This window comes from Stenotrophomonas sp. GW821-FHT02D01 (genome assembly GCF_059421765.1).
In genome coordinates this window covers 490,515-508,015 of the sequence record NZ_JBWKVP010000002.1, presented here as the reverse complement: position 1 = coordinate 508,015, position 17,501 = coordinate 490,515, and the positions used below count along the sequence as shown (strand labels likewise).

Sequence of the window (17,501 nt, the reverse complement as noted above, 5' to 3'; positions counted from 1 at the left end):
GGGGGCGGGGGGGGGGGGCGGGGGCAGGGGTGTCAGCCGCATGGATGCGGCTGCCAAGCCTCCAGGGACGGATTCACGGCGTCCCCTGCACTGCCCACCCGCCCGGCCCAACCCATGATTCACAAACCGGCCACCCACGAGGGGCTGCGCCGTTCGCTGCAAACTACGCCGAAGGCGACGGCTTCTGCTTCAGCAGGCTCAACGCCAGTCCACCAACAACCAGCACGCCCAGCCCCAGCAACGCCCACAGCAACCACGCCTTCCAGTCGTGCTGCGGCTTCAGCGCTGCGTCACCGGCGAGCGTCTCCGGGCTACCCTCCAAGCGTGCCAGCGTCGGCTGCCACGACGGATCATTGCGCTGCCGCAGTTCCTCGATCAGCACCGTGATCGGCGCCTCCGCGCGGCGCGCGGTCGTACTGCCCACGGCCAGCGCGTAGGGCGCTGCGCCCTGGCTGAGGAACACCATCACTTCCGGTTGATAGCCCAGGCGCAGGGTCGGGGCGCTGGTGGTCTCCACCGGGCTCGCGACCAGCTTCCAGTAGCGGTCGCGGTACATGCCGCCCAACGGCTGTGCCGCCGATTGCTGGCGCTGGCCCGGGGCACCCTGCTGCAGCTGATAGGCGATCCAGGGCGCGCTGCGGCGCTGCCATTCGGCGCTTTCGTCGTCGCGGCTGAACAGGGTCCACTGCACCAAGCTGTTGTCGGTGCTGGCCACATCGGCCCGGGTCACCGGGAATCGACCGTCCAGTTCAAAGGTGAATTCACCCTTGCCCTGCGCGGTCGGTGTCAGCGACAGCCATTCCCAGGGCACCGTTGCCGGCGCCGGCGGCAGTTCGGCCAAAACACTGCGCAGCTCCGGCAGGCGCGCCTCGCCCTGCGGCAGGATCCGCAGGTAGCGCACATTGCTGTCGACCTGCAGGCGTCGCTGCAGCAAGCGCTTGCCCGCACGCTGCAGGTCCACCAGGGGCACATCACGGGCGATCGACTGCCAGCGCTGCAGATCATCGCTGGCATCAAGCTGTACCTGCGCCTGCAGCGGCTGGCCACTTTCTGCCCAGTCCAGCACCAGCGCTGCCAGCGGCTGCTGGCCGAGCACGCTGGCATCGATCAACCAGCCGCCCTGCCCGTTCGCCACCGCACCACCACCAAGCCTGGCCTCGACCCGGCGCACACGGCCGTCCGTATCGCGCTCGGTCAGCAGCTGCAGGTCGTTGCGCTGGGCCTCGGCCAGCGGTGGCAGCGCGAACCACGGCAGCTCGCGCTGCACCGGCGGCTGCGCCAACGGCTGGTCCGGCGCCAGCAGCGCCGATGGCAATGCCTGGCCGGCAGCGTTGAACACCTGCAGATCGCCCAGATCAGCGGCGCCTGCGCGGCGGTAGATCGCCGGCTCCAGCACCACCCGATAGGCACCGGACTGCGCGCTGGACAGGCTCAGTGGCCACTGTTCGGCGTACTGCGCGCGGTAGTCCGTGGCCTGCGCGGCAACCGCACCGGCCACGCCGAACAAGACCGGCAGCAACGCTCGGCTCCACTTACTCATTGGTTTTCCTCCACGGTTGGCGGCGCGCTCGGCGGCGCGGGCGCCAGGTAGCCCACGACGGTGCACAGCAGGCCGTAGGCAATGAACGATGCGATTCCCAGCAGGTTGCCCAGATGCTGGCGGTCGATCAGCACCAGCTTGGCCAGCACCACGGCCATCAACACGGCACCGACCATCCACAGCACACGCTGGCCGCGACGCGAGCCCCACACCCAGGCGATCACGCCGAGTACGCTCCACAACACGGTCAGGCTGGTCTGGGCCAGGCTGAAGCGGGCCATCGTCGGATCCCAGGCGACCCCACCCCAATGATGCACGCCATGCAGCACCGTGCTGGTCAACGCGATGAAACCGGCCACGGCCAGCACCGGCACACGCAACCGCTGCAGCTGCGCTGGTCCCTGCGGGTCATACAGCCAGCGCGCGATCAGCAGCAGGCTGACCCACTGTGCCAGTTCGGCAGGATTGAGCAGCGGCAACCACGGCAACGGCGTGGCGTCGCCCGCCAGGGTCAGGCCGAACAACCAGGCCAGCGCCAGCAGCGCGAAAATCACGCACTGCAGCGGCAGGCGCACCGGGTCAAACGCAGCACCCAGCGGCCAGCGCAGCACGTTCCAGCGCCACAGCGACAGCGCCGCCAGCAGCAGCCACGGCAACGTGACCAGCAATGCCGTCCAGCCCTGCGCCAGGCGCGCGTCGCCGCCCCACAGGGCCAGCAGCGAAAGCAGCGACGGCCACAGCAGCCACCACAGGAACTGCGCGATACGGGCCACGCCGCCGCTGCCCTGGCGCAGGCACAGCAGGCTGCGCACGCCAAGCACGGCGAACACCGCCCATGCCAATGCGCCATAGCCGGCAAAGGGCTGCTGGTGGGCATCGCTCTGCAGCAGGGCCAGCGGGAAGCCGGCGGCCAGCATCGCCAACGCGGTCACGCCCAGCGCACGTGCCGGCATGCGGCGTTGCACCTCCGAGGCCAGCCAGGCGGTGACGGCGGCCAGCACCAACACCGCGTCGGCCTGCGCCGAATGCTGGAAGAAGCGGCCGATTTCATGCGCCAGACCGCCCAACCACCACAGCAGGCCCCACAGGTAGTACGCCAGGGCGATGTCATGGCGCTGCCTGCGCTGATAGCTCCATGCCGCCGCGAAACCCGCCACGGCCAGCAGCAGTGCGCCGATCGCGGTCGGGTTGAGCAGGAAACGCTGGTCCCGGTGCCAATGGTCGGCGCCCACCACGAATGCGAATGCGGCGGCGAGCTGCAGCAGCGCACCGGTCACCTGCGGCAACCAGCGCTTCTGGCGCAACCCCAGCCACGCCAGGCCGGCGCCTTCCAGCGCGAATACTGCACCGGTGGCACGCGCCGAGAATGCCAACGGCACCGCCAGCGTCGCAAAGCCCACGGCCAGTACCGCATGCGACTGCGCCAGCACCGTGTACGACGCGCGCGCGATCAGGGCCCGAGCCAGCAGCGCATAGATCGCTGCCAGGCCCAGCGCACACAGGGCCAGCGTCATCGGCTGTTCGTGCAGCATGCCGGCCTGCAGCGAGAAGGCGATCAGCGGCGTGCCGAACACCAGGCTGCCGTCGACCAGATCGCGACGCCCGGCCGGCTGCCGGCGCGCATACAACAACGGAATCAGCAGATAGAAGACGAAGAACAGCAGCAGGAACGGTTCGGTACTGGCGAACTTGGCCGCGTCGTACTGCAGCACGCCCCAGAAGGTGCCGATGCCGAAGGTGAACGCGAAACCCAGCAGGTTCAGCACGCGCCACGGGCGATACCAGGCAATGGCGAAAATGCCCGCGTTGAGCACGGCGTAGTAGCTGAACAGCCCGACGTGGTTGCCACTGCCGGTGGACAGCCACAGCGGCGCCATGAAGCCGGCCAGGATGCCCAGCACTGCCAACGTGCGCGAGTTCTGCACGACCGCCAGCACGCACAGCCCCGCCACCAGCGCGATCGAGCTGGCAAAGGCGAAGCCGGGCGCGAGCAGATCGAAACGCTTGAAGGCAGCGAAGATGGTCAGCAGCAGTACGCCGATGGCGCCACCCTGCAGGGCCAGCGCGAACATCCGCCGGCGCTCGCGCTGGTGCCAGCCGAAGGCCAGCAGGCCCAGCGCACCGACGGTGATGCCCGCCAGCCGCAGTTCGACCGGCACCACCAGCCAGCCCTGGTCACTGACGTACTTGAGCAGCGCGGCAACACCGGCCAACAGCACCAGCATGCCGATCTTGACCGGCACGTTGCCCTGGGTGAACCAGTGTTTGACCGCACCGATCGCACGCTCGACCAGGTTCGGCAGGGCCGGTTCCGCTGGCAAGGGCGGCAATGTGGACTCAGGTGGCAACGGCGGTGGCGGCGACGGACGCGCGGGTTGGGCCGGCGGCGGCAGGTCCTCGCGGGCGGCAACCGGCGGCGGGGCCGTGGCCGCCGTGGGCCGCAGGAACGAGGGCTCGCTGCCGGGTTCGCGCGATGCCGCAGGCGCGCGCGGCGGCGCGACCACTGCCGTGGGCGCACGGCCTACGGTCCCTGCCGGGTTGGACGCGACCTGCACGCTCTGTGCGGCTTCCAGCGCGGCGACCCGCCGGCGCAGGCCGGCAATCATCACCAGCGCCACCACCAGCAGCAGCGGTATCGCCAGCAGGACCAGTACTGCCAGGACCAAGAGTGCTTCCATTCCTCGCCTTCCAATGCGATCCCGCGCCACGATGGCGGCGGTCGACGGGCCCATGCTACGTCAGGCCGGGCCCCTTAAACGACGAACCCCGGCCAGGCCGGGGTTCGCGCGACGATCTTCGCAGGCCTTACTTGGCTGCGACGACCTTGGCCATTTCCAGGCACTTGTTGGAATAGCCCCACTCGTTGTCGTACCACGACACGAGCTTGACGAAGGTGCCGTCCAGGGCGATGCCGGCGTCGGCGTCGAACACCGAGGTGTGGGTTTCACCGCGGAAATCGGTGGCCACCACCTTGTCTTCGGTGTAGCCCAGGATGCCCTTCAGCGCGCCTTCGCTCTGTGCCTTCACTTCGGCGCAGATCTCGGCGTAGGTGGCTTCCTTTTCCAGCTCGACGGTCAGGTCGACCACCGACACGTCCGAGGTCGGCACGCGGAAGCTCATGCCGGTCAGCTTCTTGTTCAGTTCCGGAATGACCACGCCGACGGCCTTGGCTGCACCGGTGGAGGACGGAATGATGTTCTCCAGGATGCCGCGGCCGCCGCGCCAGTCCTTGTTGGACGGGCCATCGACGGTCTTCTGCGTGGCGGTGGCCGCATGCACGGTGGTCATCAGGCCGCGCTTGATGCCCCACTTGTCATTGATGACCTTGGCCAGCGGCGCCAGGCAGTTGGTGGTGCACGAGGCGTTGGAGATGATCGCCTGCCCGGCATAGGTCTTGTCGTTCACACCGAACACGAACATCGGCGTGTCGTCCTTCGACGGTGCCGACAGGATGACCTTCTTGGCGCCGGCATCGATGTGCTTCTGCGCGCTGACCTTGTCCAGGAACAGGCCGGTGGCTTCGAGCACGACGTCGACGCCGACTTCGTCCCACTTCAGGTTGGACGGATCGCGTTCCTGGGTCAGGCGGATCTTCTTGCCGTTGACCAGCAGATCCTTGCCATCGACGGCTACGTCGGCCTTGAAACGGCCGTGCACGGAGTCGTACTTGAGCATGTAGGCCAGGTAATCCGGCTCCAGCAGATCGTTGATGGCCACGATTTCGATGTCGTCGCCGAAGTTCAGCACCGCCGAGCGCAGGACGTTACGCCCGATGCGACCGAAACCGTTGATACCAACCTTGATTGCCATGTTCTCAAGCTCCTGCAGCCGCGACAGGTGCGGCGGGGTGGATAGGGCCCACAAGTCTAGCAGGCCGGCCTTGACCACCGCCGGCCAAGCCCGCCGCCGGGACGGGGGCCGGACAGGATTTGATCCGGATCAAAGCGTTAGCGCGGCGTGAGGCCGAGACTGGCCACATCCACCCCGCAACGAGATCACCCCCATGCGCAAGACCTCCCCCCTGATCGTGGCCAGCCTGGCCGCCGCCCTGTCGTTGGCCGCCGCCCCGGCCATGGCCCAGTCCAAGGGCGACTGGACCCTTTCCGCTGGCGTGCACCAGGTCGCGCCGAAGTCGAACAACGGCTGGCTGGCCGGTGGCACCCTGAAGGTCGACGTCGACAACGACGTCAAGCCGACCATCACCGGTGAGTACTTCATCGCCGACAACCTGGGCATCGAAGTGCTGGCGGCGCTGCCGTTCAAGCACGACATCAACATCAACGGCCTCGGCCGCGTGGGCAGCACCAAGCAGCTGCCGCCGGTGGTCACCCTGCAGTACCACTTCAACAGCAAGGGCAAGGTGTCGCCGTTCGTGGGCGCCGGCCTGAACTACACGACGTTCTTCAGCGAAGACACCACCGGTGCGCTGGCCAACAGCAAGCTGAAGCTGCAGGATTCTTGGGGCCTGGCCGCGCATGCGGGCATCGACTTCGCGATTGGCGAGAAGGGCGCCCTGCGCGTGGACATGCGCTGGATCGACATCGACAGCAAGGTGAAGCTGGATGGCGAGAAGATCGGCACGGTCAACATCGATCCGCTGGTCTACGGCGCGTCCTACGTCTTCAAGTTCTAAGGGGTTGATTGGCGGGGGCTGCGCCCCCGCTCCCCCGCTACAGGCAAAACCCTCGCAGCATGTTGCCCCGGTATGTGTGTGCCGGGGCTTTTTTGTTGGTGCAGAGCGCGGATCTGCGTTTGGGCGGGGCAAGTGAGTTGCTCAGGACACGCCGTAAATACGTCCATGTAGGCTCGATCGCCGCATCCATGCGGCGAACGGTCCTGAGCAACTCACTTGCCCCGCCCCTTCCATTTTTCCGCGCGCGCAGGCGCAAGCAGAAGCCAGCACCCGCATGACCCAGTTGCCATCGGCCGGATGCGATCCTGCATTTGACTCTGATTCTGCTTCTGACGTTTGCATCCGCCACCGCGGCCACGTTGGAGGTGTGCGGTCGGGGCAGGTAGAGCGGGACCGTTGGCGCCATGGATGGCGCCATCGAGCCCCCAAGCATGGGTTTACGGCGTGTCCCGCACTGCCTGCCCCGGCCGCACACACCCCGACGACAATGAACGCGCCGCTTTCCATCAACCACCCATCTCCCCCGCTGGCTAGAATGAGCGGATGAAAGCACTGCACTCCCTGTTCCTCGCCGCCGCCCTCGCGCCGGCCCTGCTGACCCTGTCCGCACCCGCCCATGCCTGGGGCGCGCAAGGCCACCGCCTGGTCGCCGAAGTCGCCGACAGCCGCCTCAACCCGACCACGCGCGCTGAAGTCGACCGCCTGCTGGCCACCGAACCCGGCGCCACCCTTGCCAGCATCGCGCCCTGGGCCGACCAGCTGCGCGCCAAGGACCCGGGCCTGGGCCGTCGCTCGGCCGGTTGGCACTACGTCAACATCGCCGAAGATGGCTGCCACTACGAGGCGCCGAAGCACTGCAAGAGCGGCAACTGCATCGTCGAAGCGCTGAAGGCGCAGAGCGCGATCCTCGGCGACCGCAGCCTGACCGATGGCGAGCGCCTGCAGGCACTGAAATTCGTCGTGCATCTGGTCGGTGACATCCACCAGCCGATGCACGCCGGCTACGGCCACGACAAGGGCGGCAACGATTTCCAGCTGCAGTTCGGCAACCGCGGTACCAACCTGCACTCGCTGTGGGACAGCGGCATGCTCAATACCCGCAAGGTCGACGATGCCGGTTACCTGCCGGTGCTGCGCGCACTGCCGGCGCCGAAGCTGGCGCGTCAGTCCAACCCGCAGCGCGATCCGGTCAGCTGGGCTGAAGCCAGCTGCCGCATTTCGGTGCAACCTGGCGTTTACCCTGCCTCGCGTAAGATCGGCGACGACTACACCACGCGCTACCGGCCGGTGGCCGAAGCGCAGCTGCGACTGGCCGGTGAAAACCTGGCGCAGTTGCTGAACCGCGTGCTCGCCACACGCTGAGGAGTGCCCGATGTCGGTCCAGGTGCAATCGTTCTTCCACCGTGACAGCAACACCTTCAGCTACCTGGTCAGCGACCCGGCCAGCAGCGAGGCCGCGCTGATCGACCCGGTACTGGATTACGACCCGGATACCGATGCCAGCAGCGAATCGCCGGTGCGCGCGATGCTCGATGCCATCGCGCAACAGCAGCTGCACGTGCGCTGGCTGCTGGAAACCCACGCCCATGCCGACCACGTGTCGGCAGGACGTCGGCTCAAGCAACGGTTCCCGGATGCGACGCTGGCCATCGGCGAAGGCATCCGTGCGGTGCAGGCCACGTTTGCACCACGCTATGGCCTGCAGCTGCCCGAGGAACATGCGGTCTTCGATCACCTGTTCGCCGATGGCGAGACTTTCGCACTGGGTGAACTGCAGGGGCGCATCATCGCCGTACCCGGCCACACCAGCGACAGCATCGCCTATCTGATCGACGATGCGCTGTTCACCGGCGATTCGTTGTTCATGCCCGATGGCGGCACCGCGCGCTGCGATTTCCCCGGCGGCGATGCTGCGCAGCTGTACCGCTCGATCCAGCGCCTGCTGGCCCTGCCCGATGCCACCCGCGTATTCGTCTGCCACGACTACGGCCCGGGCGGACGCGATTTCGCCAACGAAACCACCATTGGTGAACAGCGCGCGCACAACATCCACGTGCATGAAGGCGTGGCCGAGGCGGAGTTCGTCAGCGTGCGCCAGGCGCGTGATGCGACGCTGGCAGAACCGCAGCTGATGCAGCCGGCGGTGAAGGCCAACATCCAAGGCGGCGCGTAGGGCCCGCACGGTCGCCTCATCGCGCCAGCAATGACACCGCGTCATTTACCCTGCGTGCGCACCACATGCTGGCCCTTCACGATCTCGAAGGTGAAGGCATACAGCAGGCTCACCGGCACCGGTTCGACGCGCTCGGCGCCTTGGCAGTCGCCACGGTCGCTCGGCACCTCGCCGGGGGCGAAGTGGCATACCGCGGCGGGCGAATACTTCCACATCGCCACCGCCTCCTGCGCAGCCTGCAACAGCGGCGCATTCTCGCTCGCCGCGCCTGCAGCGCATTCGCTGCGGTCGACCAGCGCCAGACTTCGCTCGACAGCACCTTCAGCATCGATCACCACCTGCAGGCAGATCGTGGTCGGCGCCAGCTCGGTGCGCGGGTCACGATCACCAATCTGCGGATCCGGCGCCGCGTACAGCTGCGGCATCCGATAGCCTTCGGTCGCTCCCAGCGTGTACGCCTGCACCTGGCCGCTGCCGCCCTTCCCTTCCGCATGCAGGCGTTGATGGCCGACACTCTCATTGCGGGTATCGACGGTGGTCAACCGTTCCTGGGTGGCGCAGCCTGCCAGCATCCCCACTGCCAACAGCAGCGCGATGCGCATCACCTGGCGGTCTCCGTCACGTCGTCGCTCTCATCCATGGCGAAGGTGATCGGAATGCGTACAGCGCCCGCCACCGGCTTGCCGTTCTTCAGCGCCGGGCGATAGGTCCAGCTTCGCGCTGCTGCAATCGATACCGCTTCGAACACGCCCGGGTTGGTGGCACTCACTACACGCACATCGCTGACCGCGCCCTGCGCATCGACGTCGACGCGGAGCACCACCACGCCTGTCTGGCTCTGCTCGAACGCGCTCTTCGGGTAGCTCGGTGGTGGCATCTTGTCGACCCGGATCTCGCGATCCATGACGGCCACGGTTGGGCCGGCCGCCATTGCTCCACCCTGGCTGGCCCACGCCACTGCCCCCACGCCCAGGCACAACCCGACCACCAGCACCTGCCCCGACACCCACGGCAATGCCTTCCGCTTGGACTGCTTCAACATGGCGATACGCTCCTTCAACACGGGTTGGCTGCGCCAGTGGCATACCGCCGGCGCAACCGGGTGGACCAGCTGCGCCTTCAGCAGCGTGCTGGCGTAGAGGCCGCGCAGCGCAGGCTGCGGGGCAATGGTGCGGGCGTCGCAGGCCAGTTCCTGGTCACGCAGGAAACGGCGTGCGGCCCATGGCAGCAGCGGGTGGAACCAGAACACCGCGCGCATCAGCAGCAGTACGCCGTTGGCCCAGTGATCGCCATTGCGACGATGGCTGCGCTCGTGCTGCAGGATCAGTGCCTGCTCCTGTGCAGTGAACTGCTGGTCGAAATCGGGGCCGACCACGATGCGCGGCCGCCACAGGCCCACCAGCGCCGGCAGCCCGGGATCGCCACTGGCCTGCCAGCAGCCATCGGCGCGTGGCCGCAGGCCGCCCATGCCGCGTTCGAAGCGGCGTTGTGCGCGCAGGTCGCGCAACAGGCAGACGCCCGCGCCCAGCGCCCACACCACCAACAGCAGCAAGGGCCATTGCAGGGATGACGCAGGCAGGCCCTCGACCGCTTCGGGCACCACCTTCAGCGGCAAGGTCGGCACATGCTGCAACAGCGCGACCTGTGGCAGGGGAATCAACAGCGTGGCCAACATCAGGGGCAGCAGCCACCAGCTACGGTAGGCCAGCCCGGCGCCGCCCAATCGCACCAGCAACGGCCGTGTCACCGCCAGCAGGATCACGCCCACCGCCAACCACAAGCTGGCCTGCCACAGTCCGTCGAGCAGCTCATTCATTGTCCAGCTCCTGGATCAGCTTCTTCAGTTCGGCGATGTCCTGTGCGCTGAGCTGGCCGCGTTCGCTGAAGTGCGCGACCAGCGGTGCCACCCGGCCCTCGAAGACACGGCCGATGAAGTCCTGGCTCTGCGCCTCCACCCAGGCCTGGCGCTGCAGCAGCGGCCGGTACAGGTAGCGCCGGCCATCGCGCTCGGCGGCGATCGCGCCCTTGCTCAGCAGGCGGTTGAGCAGGGTCTTGATGGTCGGCTCAGCCCAGTCGCGGTGCGCCAGTGCGGCCACCACCTCGTCGGCGCTGCGCGGTGCCTGCTGCCACAGCACCTCCATCACAACGGCTTCGGCTTCGCTGATCGGGGTCATGGTTTACATCCGTAATCGACGATTCGATTACGCGCGTAATCGAATCGACTGTCAACCCCTCGACCGGTAATTCATCACGCCTGCGCCAGCATGGGGGCCTTCACCGCAGGTACCGGCATGAAGCCCTTGCGCAAACGTGACTTCCCGGTCGAGCAGGCTCGGCGTTTCCTCGAGCCCGGCCCCATCGTGCTGGTCAGCACCGCCTGGCAAGGCCAGCGCAACCTGATGACGATGGGCTGGCACATGGTGATGGGCTTCTCGCCCTCGCTGGTGGCCACCTACCTGTGGAACGAGAACCATAGCTTCAGCCTGGCCCGCAGCAGCGGCGAATGCGTGATCAACATCCCGGGCGTGGAGCTGCTGGACACCGTGGTGGACATCGGCAACTGCAGCGGCCGTGACGTGGACAAGTTCGAACGGTTCGGCCTGGATGCGATGCCAGCACGGCAGGTAGGAGCACCGCTGGTGGGCCAGTGCCATTCCAGCTTCGAGTGCCGCCTTTACGACGACAGCCAGGTCGAATCGAGCAACCTGTTCATCTGGGAAATCGTGCGCGCCCACGTTGCGCCTCGCCCAAAGCTGCCGCGCACGGTGCATTACCGGGGTGATGGGCAGTTCATGGTGTCCGGCGCCGAAGTCTCGCGTCGACGGCGGTTCAAGCCCGACATGCTGTAATGCCAGCACTCCCCCAAGCAGGACCGCCCCGGATGACCGAACACCTCACCGACCTCGACGCCGCCGTTGACTGGCTGTTTGCGCGCGTGGATGGGCCGCTGCGGATCGGTGCGCCGCTGGCGCTGGGTAAACCACACCGCCTGCTCAACGCCCTGTATGCGCGCGTCGAACACGACCCGTCGCGGCCGCTGCAGCTGTATACCGCGCTGTCACTGAACCCGCCGCAGGCAAAGGGCAACGGCCTGGAAGCGCGCTTTCTGGCACCGTTCGCGGCCCGCCACTTCGGTGAAGACTTCCCGCGCCTGGCCTACGCCGATGCGATCGCCCGCGATGCGTTGCCAGCGCATGTGCAGGTGGAAGAGTTCTACATGCAGTCCGGTGCCCTGCTCGGTTCGCGGCAGGCGCAATCCAGCTACACCAGCCTCAACTACACCCACGCTGCCGACGCCGTCGCCCAGCGTGCGCCGCAGGTGATCGTGCAGAAAGTGGCGATGCGCCCGGACGACCGGCGCCTTTCGCTGTCGTGCAACAACGACATCACCCAGGACACGCTGGACGCGATGACCGCACGCGGCCTGCCACGCCCGCTGCTGGTCGCCGAGATCGATCCGCAGCTGCCGTATCTGGGCGGCACCGCCACGGTCGACGTGTCCTTCTTCGATCTGGTCATCACCCCGCCAGCGCCGTATCCGGCGTTGTTCGGCCTGCCACGGCAACCGGTAGCCGACGCCGACTACGCCATCGGCCTGTATGCCAGCACCCTGGTGCGCGACGGTGGCACCCTGCAGATCGGCATCGGCACCCTGGCCGATGCACTCAGCCACGCATTGGTACTGCGCCACACCGACAACGCACGCTACCGCCGCGTGTTGAACGCGCTGGATCCGCAACTGGCCAGCCATCCGCTGGTACAGGAGATCGGCGGACTGGACCCGTTCGAGATCGGCCTGTACGGCTGCAGCGAAATGCTCAACGAGGGCTTCCGCCGGCTGGTGCAGACCGGTGTGATCAAGCGCAAGGTGCATGACGATCTGGCACTGATGCAGCGCATCGAGAACGGCAGCACGCTGTCCATCGACCATGCCACGCTGGAGGCCGAGGGCGAATACCTGCACGGCGCGTTCTACCTGGGCTCATCCGAATTCTACGAATGGCTGCGCACCCTGCCCGAGGACGAATGCCGGGCGATCGGCATGCGCCGCATCAGCGAGATCAACCAGCTGTACGGTGGCAACGAAACGCTGGAGCGCCTGCAGCGGCGTCACGCCCGCTTCTTCAATTCCTGCATGATGGCCACCGCGCTTGGCGCGGCAGTATCCGATGCACTGGAAGATGGCCGTGTGGTTTCCGGCGTGGGCGGCCAGTACAACTTCGTGGCGATGGCGCACGCCCTGCCGGAAGCGCGCAGTGTGCTGATGTTCCGCGCTGCCCGTGATGACCGCGGCCAGCGCGAATCCAACGTGCGCTGGAACTACGGGCACACGACCATTCCGCGCCACCTGCGTGACATCTATCTCAACGAGTACGGCATCGCCGACGTGCGTGGCCTGACCGACGACGACTGTGTGCACGCGATGGCGGCCATCACCGAAGCGCCGTTCCAGGGCGCGCTGCTGCAGCAGGCCTTTTCGGCACGCAAGCTGGCCGCTACGGCGCAACCTGATGCGCAGCGGCGCCAGCGCAATACACCCCTGGCCCTGGCGGCGGCGCTGGCGCCGTTCCGCAACGATGGCACCCTGCCCGATTACCCGTTGGGCAGCGACTTCACCGAGATCGAACAGGTGCTGGTGAAGGCACTAGGCTGGTTGAAGGCCAATACACAGACGCGCGGCAGCAAGCTGCGTACCGTGTGGGACGCGCTGTGGCAGCCTGCAGGTGATGGTGACGCGGTGTATCTGCAGCGGATGGAACTGCAGTCGCCCAAGGACTTCGGCGAACGGCTCAATGCAAGGTTGTTGAGGCTGGCCCTGGCGCGCACCGCGTGATCGCGCGGAGGGTAGCGCCGGGCCATGCCCGGCGGACAACGACCAGTGCCAACCAAGGTTGGCACCTGCCGCAGTAGCGCAGCGCGCTATCCTGTACCGATGAACGACGATTCCCGTTTTCTGCATGATCTGCAACGCCGCCAGGCCGATGGCGAGCACCTGCGTTATCTGTGCTTCTGGGGCCACCAGCCGCCGCGCATGGGCGTGGCGGCGTCGTGTTTCAGCCAGTGGTACGACGCGGGTTTCAACATCGACGGCGTGCACTACCCCACTGCCGAGCACTTCATGATGGCCGGCAAAGCGCGACTGTTTGGTGCCACCGACATCCTCGAACAGGTTCTCGCCAGCCGCAAGCCTGACAAGGTGAAAGCGCTGGGCCGGAAGATCGAGGGCTTCGATGAGGCTCTCTGGGCGCAGGCGCGCTACGCCCTGGTGGTCGAAGGCAATCGGGCCAAGTTCTCGCAGAATGCGGCGCTGGGCGATTTCCTGCGCGCCACGGAAGATCAGGTACTGGTCGAAGCCAGTCCGGTGGATTTTGTCTGGGGAATCGGCCTGGCCAAGGATCACGCCGACGCGCACAACCCGGCGCAGTGGCGCGGACTGAATCTGCTGGGCTTTGCGCTGATGGAAGTGCGGGACACGATGTAACGCGCATCCACGCGTGGCGTGGATCTACGGGCACGGCGGGCGATCCGTTTCGCCCCGCAAAGAAAAGGCCGGCTTTCGCCGGCCTTTTCCCTAATTCCATTGCAGCGGGACTTACAGCGCCTTGGCTGCTTCCACCACGTGCGCGGTGGTGATGCCGAAGTGCTGGTACAGCTTGTCGGCCGGGGCCGAGGCACCGAAGGTGTCGATACCGATCACTGCACCGTCCAGGCCGACGAACTGGCGCCAGAAGCCGGTGACGCCAGCTTCGATGGCCACGCGCTTGCGCACGGCGTTCGGCAGCACCGATTCGCGGTAGGCCGCATCCTGGCGCAGGAACACATCGGTGGACGGCATCGAGACCACGCGGGTCTTCAGGCCGGCCGCATCCAGCTGTGCCTTCGCTTCGGTCGCCAGCGAGACTTCCGAACCGGTGGCGATCAGGATCACGTCCGGAGTGCCGGCAGCATCGGCCAGCACGTAACCACCGCGCTCGATCTGTGCGATCTGCTCAGCGTCGCGCGGCTGGTGCGGCAGGTTCTGGCGGCTGAACACCAGGCAGCTCGGGCCGTCCTGGCGGGTGATCGCAGCCTTCCAGCTCACGGCCGACTCGACGGCATCGCACGGGCGCCACACGTCATTGTTCGGGATGTAGCGCAGCGAGGCCAGATGCTCCACCGGCTGGTGGGTCGGGCCGTCTTCGCCCAGGCCGATCGAGTCGTGGGTGTAGACGTGGATGGCGTGGGCCGGGATCAGCGCGCTCATGCGCACGGCATTGCGGGCGTAATCGCTGAACACCAGGAAGGTGGCGTCGAACGGGATGAAACCACCGTGCAGGGCCAGGCCATTGGCGATCGCGGTCATGCCGAACTCGCGCACACCGTAGTACACGTAGTTGGCATTGGCATCGTCGGTTGCGACGGATTTGCTGCCCTTCCACAGGGTCAGGTTCGAGTGCGCCAGATCGGCCGATCCGCCCACGATTTCCGGCAGCAGCGGGGCGAACGCCTCGATGGCCAGCTGCGACGCCTTGCGCGACGCAATGGTCTGGCCTTCGGCGGCAACCTGGGCGATGTAGGCGTCGGCCTTGGCGATGAAGTCGGCCGGCAGATCGCCATGCGAGCGGCGGGTCAGTTCAGCGGCTTCGGCCGGGTACTGCGCAGCATACTTGTCGAACTGCTGCTCCCACTCGGCCTGGCGCAGGGTGCCGGTACCGCCGGCACGCCAGCCGGCGTAGATCTCTTCGGGAATCTCGAACGGGCCGTAGTTCCAGTCCAGCGCCTTGCGGGTGGCTTCCAGTTCGTCCTTGCCCAGCGGTGCGCCGTGGCTGGATTCCTTGCCGGACTTGTTCGGCGAGCCGAAACCAATGGTGGTGCGGCAGCAGATCAGGGTCGGCTTGCCGTCCTGCGACAGGGCCGCTTCGATACCGGCCTTGATGCTCTCCGGATCATGGCCATCGACGCCGCGGACCACGTTCCAGCCATAGGCCTCGAAACGCTCCGGGGTGTTGTCGGTGAACCAGCCTTCGGTGTTGCCGTCGATGGAGATGTGGTTGTCATCCCAGAAGCAGACCAGCTTGTGCAGGCCCCAGGTGCCGGCCAGCGAGGCGGCTTCGTGGGAAATGCCTTCCATCAGGCAGCCATCGCCCATGAACACCCAGGTGCGGTGGTCGACGATTTCCAGCTCCGGGCGGTTGAAGCGCTGTGCCAGCAGCTTCTCGGCCAAGGCAAAACCGACGGCGTTGGCGAAACCCTGGCCCAGCGGACCGGTGGTGGTCTCCACGCCCGGGGTCTCGTGACGCTCCGGATGGCCAGCGGTGTGGCTGCCCAGCTGGCGGAATGCCTTCAGCTGCTCGATCGGCAGGTCATACCCGCTCAGGTGCAACAGCGCGTACTGCAGCATCGAGCCGTGGCCGTTGGACAGCACGAAGCGGTCGCGGTTGAACCACTGCGGGTTGTTCGGGTTGTGACGGTGGTAGTCGTTCCAGAGGACTTCGGCGATGTCGGCCATGCCCATGGGCATGCCGGGATGGCCGGACTTTGCGGTTTCAACCGCATCGGCGGCGAGGAAGCGGATGGCGTTGGCCAACTGGCGACGGGTAGGCTGCGTCATGGTTCTGTCGGAATCGGGAGGCGGCCGCGGAACTGCGGGCGGCCTATTGTCCCACAGACGCCCGGCAGGGTCAGGTCGACCAGGGCATTAGTGCCGGCCGTTGGCCGGCAACGTCGTGATCTGCGCTGGATTCCGCATATGAAGAGGGGTCGGATCCCCTTCCTGCGGAAAGGGATCCGACCCCGATCAGGCATTGCCTGGGTCAGTTGTCCAGACGGGCCGCGGCGGCAGCGGCCTCGGCCGGAGTGTCCGGCGCTTCGCCCTTGGCCACCAGCGTGGTCAGGGCCAGGTCGCCGGTCACGTTCAGCGCGGTGCGGCACATGTCCAGGAAGTGGTTCACGCCCAGGATCAGGCCGATGCCCAGCGGATTGACGCCGACCATCGCACAGATCATCGCCACCACCGGCAGCGAGCCGGACGGCACACCGGCCGTACCGATACCACCAAGGATGCAGACCGCCATCACCATGACCTGCTGGCCGATGCTCAGGTCGACACCGAAGAACTGGGCCAGGAAGATCACCGTCACGCCCTCGAACAGCGCCGTGCCGTTCTGGTTGGCGGTGGCGCCCACGGTCAGCACGAAGCGCGACACGCGCTGCGGCAGGCCCATCTGGTCGGCCACGCGCAGCGCGGTCGGCAGGGTGGCGTTGCTGGAGGCGGTGGAGAAGGCCATCACCGTGGCCTCCTGGGTCTGGCGGAAGAACGCCAGCGGTGAACGCCCCGACAGCCACACCGCGGTGCCGTAGGTCACCACCATGTGCAGGCCCAACGCCAGCACCACCACGCCCACGTAGGCGCCGAGGCGGATGATCAGATCGAAACCGAACAGCGCGGCCAGGTTGAACATGAAGCAGGCCACTGCATACGGCGCCAGGCGGATGACCAGGTTGATCAGGGTCATCGAGATCTCAAACACGCCTTCGATGGCGCGACGCAGCGGGGCGACCTTGGCCTCGTCGGTCAGCACCATGCCGATGCCGAACATCAGCGCGAAGAACATCAGCGACAGGATCGCGCCATTGTCGGACGCGGCCTGCAGCACGTTGCTCGGCACGATCGACAGCAGCATGTCCATGCCCTTCGGCGTGCCATGGATGCCAGCAACGATTTCCTTGCTGCGCTCGGCGTTCTCCGACAGCATCAGCGCGGCCACCTGCGGGTCGACGCCGGCACCGGGCTTGAGCAGGTTGACCAGCACCAGGCCGATACCCACCGCGATGCCGGACAGCAGCACGGTGTAGGCCAGCGTCTTCCAGCCGATGCGGCCAAGGGCGCGGATGTCGCCCATCTCCGACACACCCATGATCAGCGCCGAGAAGATCAGCGGCACGATCAGCATGAAGATCAGGTTGAGGAACAGGCCCGACGCCGGGGTGGTTACGTAGTCCATTACCCACTTGGCACCGGTCTGCAGGCCTTCGACGCTGCCGCCCAGGGCATGCACGATCAGTCCCAGGATCAGGCCGATCGCAAAGCCGATGCCCATCTTCCAATGCAGGGGCAACTTCTTCTTGTCGGCAGCAGCTGCTGTCATGCGCGGGATTCCTCGAAAAATGAATCT

Annotated in this window: 14 protein-coding genes; 6 read left to right on the top strand and 8 right to left on the bottom strand. The window is 66.7% G+C overall.

Features of this window, described 5'->3' with window-relative positions:
* Nucleotides 1–163: 163 nt before the first annotated feature.
* The 3 genes from AC07UW_RS07130 to gap form a co-directional block, all read right to left on the bottom strand.
* Nucleotides 164–1,540 (bottom strand): DUF3999 domain-containing protein, encoded by a 1,377-nt coding sequence (locus tag AC07UW_RS07130; protein WP_093817887.1) that lies wholly within the window; start codon nucleotides 1,538–1,540, stop codon nucleotides 164–166.
* A complete protein-coding gene (locus tag AC07UW_RS07125) occupies nucleotides 1,537–4,218 on the bottom strand; it encodes a DUF2339 domain-containing protein (protein ID WP_495211719.1) in 2,682 nt (893 codons plus the stop codon). Before AC07UW_RS07125 ends, AC07UW_RS07130 begins: the two co-directional genes overlap by 4 nt.
* A 127-nt stretch (nucleotides 4,219–4,345) precedes the next feature.
* Nucleotides 4,346–5,350 carry a type I glyceraldehyde-3-phosphate dehydrogenase gene (gene gap / locus AC07UW_RS07120; RefSeq protein ID WP_025874252.1) on the bottom strand — a complete coding sequence of 335 codons (1,005 nt, stop codon included), beginning with the start codon at nucleotides 5,348–5,350 and terminating at the stop codon, nucleotides 4,346–4,348.
* Nucleotides 5,351–5,543: 193 nt separating this feature from the next.
* On the opposite strand from gap, the gene AC07UW_RS07115 reads away from it, so the two are divergent.
* The 3 genes from AC07UW_RS07115 to AC07UW_RS07105 all read left to right on the top strand — a co-directional run bounded on the left by AC07UW_RS07115 (nucleotide 5,544) and on the right by AC07UW_RS07105 (nucleotide 8,346).
* On the top strand, nucleotides 5,544–6,173 hold the full coding sequence (locus AC07UW_RS07115; protein WP_279208871.1) for an OmpW/AlkL family protein: 630 nt from the start codon (nucleotides 5,544–5,546) through the stop codon (nucleotides 6,171–6,173).
* 543 nt (nucleotides 6,174–6,716) lie between these two features.
* Nucleotides 6,717–7,535, top strand: coding sequence for a S1/P1 nuclease (locus AC07UW_RS07110; RefSeq protein ID WP_032977182.1), 819 nt, complete (start codon nucleotides 6,717–6,719; stop codon nucleotides 7,533–7,535).
* A 10-nt stretch (nucleotides 7,536–7,545) separates the two neighbouring features.
* Nucleotides 7,546–8,346, top strand: a complete 801-nt coding sequence (locus AC07UW_RS07105) for an MBL fold metallo-hydrolase (RefSeq protein WP_033831871.1) — start codon at nucleotides 7,546–7,548, stop codon at nucleotides 8,344–8,346.
* A gap of 41 nt (nucleotides 8,347–8,387) precedes the next feature.
* Here the strand turns inward: AC07UW_RS07105 and AC07UW_RS07100 are convergent, their stop codons facing one another.
* The 3 genes from AC07UW_RS07100 to AC07UW_RS07090 are packed head-to-tail and all read right to left on the bottom strand — an operon-like array spanning nucleotide 8,388 to nucleotide 10,520.
* Nucleotides 8,388–8,948, bottom strand: a complete 561-nt coding sequence (locus tag AC07UW_RS07100) for a hypothetical protein (protein WP_495211718.1) — start codon at nucleotides 8,946–8,948, stop codon at nucleotides 8,388–8,390.
* Nucleotides 8,948–10,162, bottom strand: coding sequence for a M56 family metallopeptidase (locus tag AC07UW_RS07095; protein ID WP_495211717.1), 1,215 nt, complete (start codon nucleotides 10,160–10,162; stop codon nucleotides 8,948–8,950). The genes AC07UW_RS07100 and AC07UW_RS07095 overlap by 1 nt, the downstream gene beginning before the upstream one ends.
* The gene (locus AC07UW_RS07090) at nucleotides 10,155–10,520 is read right to left on the bottom strand and encodes a BlaI/MecI/CopY family transcriptional regulator (RefSeq protein ID WP_495211716.1); all 366 of its coding nucleotides are present in this window, start codon (nucleotides 10,518–10,520) and stop codon (nucleotides 10,155–10,157) included. Before AC07UW_RS07090 ends, AC07UW_RS07095 begins: the two co-directional genes overlap by 8 nt.
* A gap of 117 nt (nucleotides 10,521–10,637) precedes the next feature.
* On the opposite strand from AC07UW_RS07090, the gene AC07UW_RS07085 reads away from it, so the two are divergent.
* The 3 genes from AC07UW_RS07085 (at nucleotide 10,638) to ybiA (ending at nucleotide 13,828) form a co-directional block, all read left to right on the top strand.
* Nucleotides 10,638–11,195, top strand: coding sequence for a flavin reductase family protein (locus tag AC07UW_RS07085; protein ID WP_495211715.1), 558 nt, complete (start codon nucleotides 10,638–10,640; stop codon nucleotides 11,193–11,195).
* Between the two features lie 32 nt (nucleotides 11,196–11,227).
* A complete protein-coding gene (locus AC07UW_RS07080; RefSeq protein WP_495211714.1) occupies nucleotides 11,228–13,180 on the top strand; it encodes an acetyl-CoA hydrolase/transferase C-terminal domain-containing protein in 1,953 nt (650 codons plus the stop codon).
* A gap of 99 nt (nucleotides 13,181–13,279) precedes the next feature.
* On the top strand, nucleotides 13,280–13,828 hold the full coding sequence (gene ybiA, locus AC07UW_RS07075) for a riboflavin biosynthesis intermediates N-glycosidase (RefSeq protein ID WP_495211713.1): 549 nt from the start codon (nucleotides 13,280–13,282) through the stop codon (nucleotides 13,826–13,828).
* A 111-nt stretch (nucleotides 13,829–13,939) separates the two neighbouring features.
* Here the strand turns inward: ybiA and tkt are convergent, their stop codons facing one another.
* Complete coding sequence (gene tkt / locus AC07UW_RS07070; RefSeq protein ID WP_032977193.1) at nucleotides 13,940–15,937, bottom strand: transketolase; 1,998 nt, start codon at nucleotides 15,935–15,937, stop codon at nucleotides 13,940–13,942.
* Between the two features lie 202 nt (nucleotides 15,938–16,139).
* On the bottom strand, nucleotides 16,140–17,474 hold the full coding sequence (locus AC07UW_RS07065) for a dicarboxylate/amino acid:cation symporter (RefSeq protein ID WP_495211712.1): 1,335 nt from the start codon (nucleotides 17,472–17,474) through the stop codon (nucleotides 16,140–16,142).
* Between the last annotated feature and the right edge of the window lie 27 nt (nucleotides 17,475–17,501).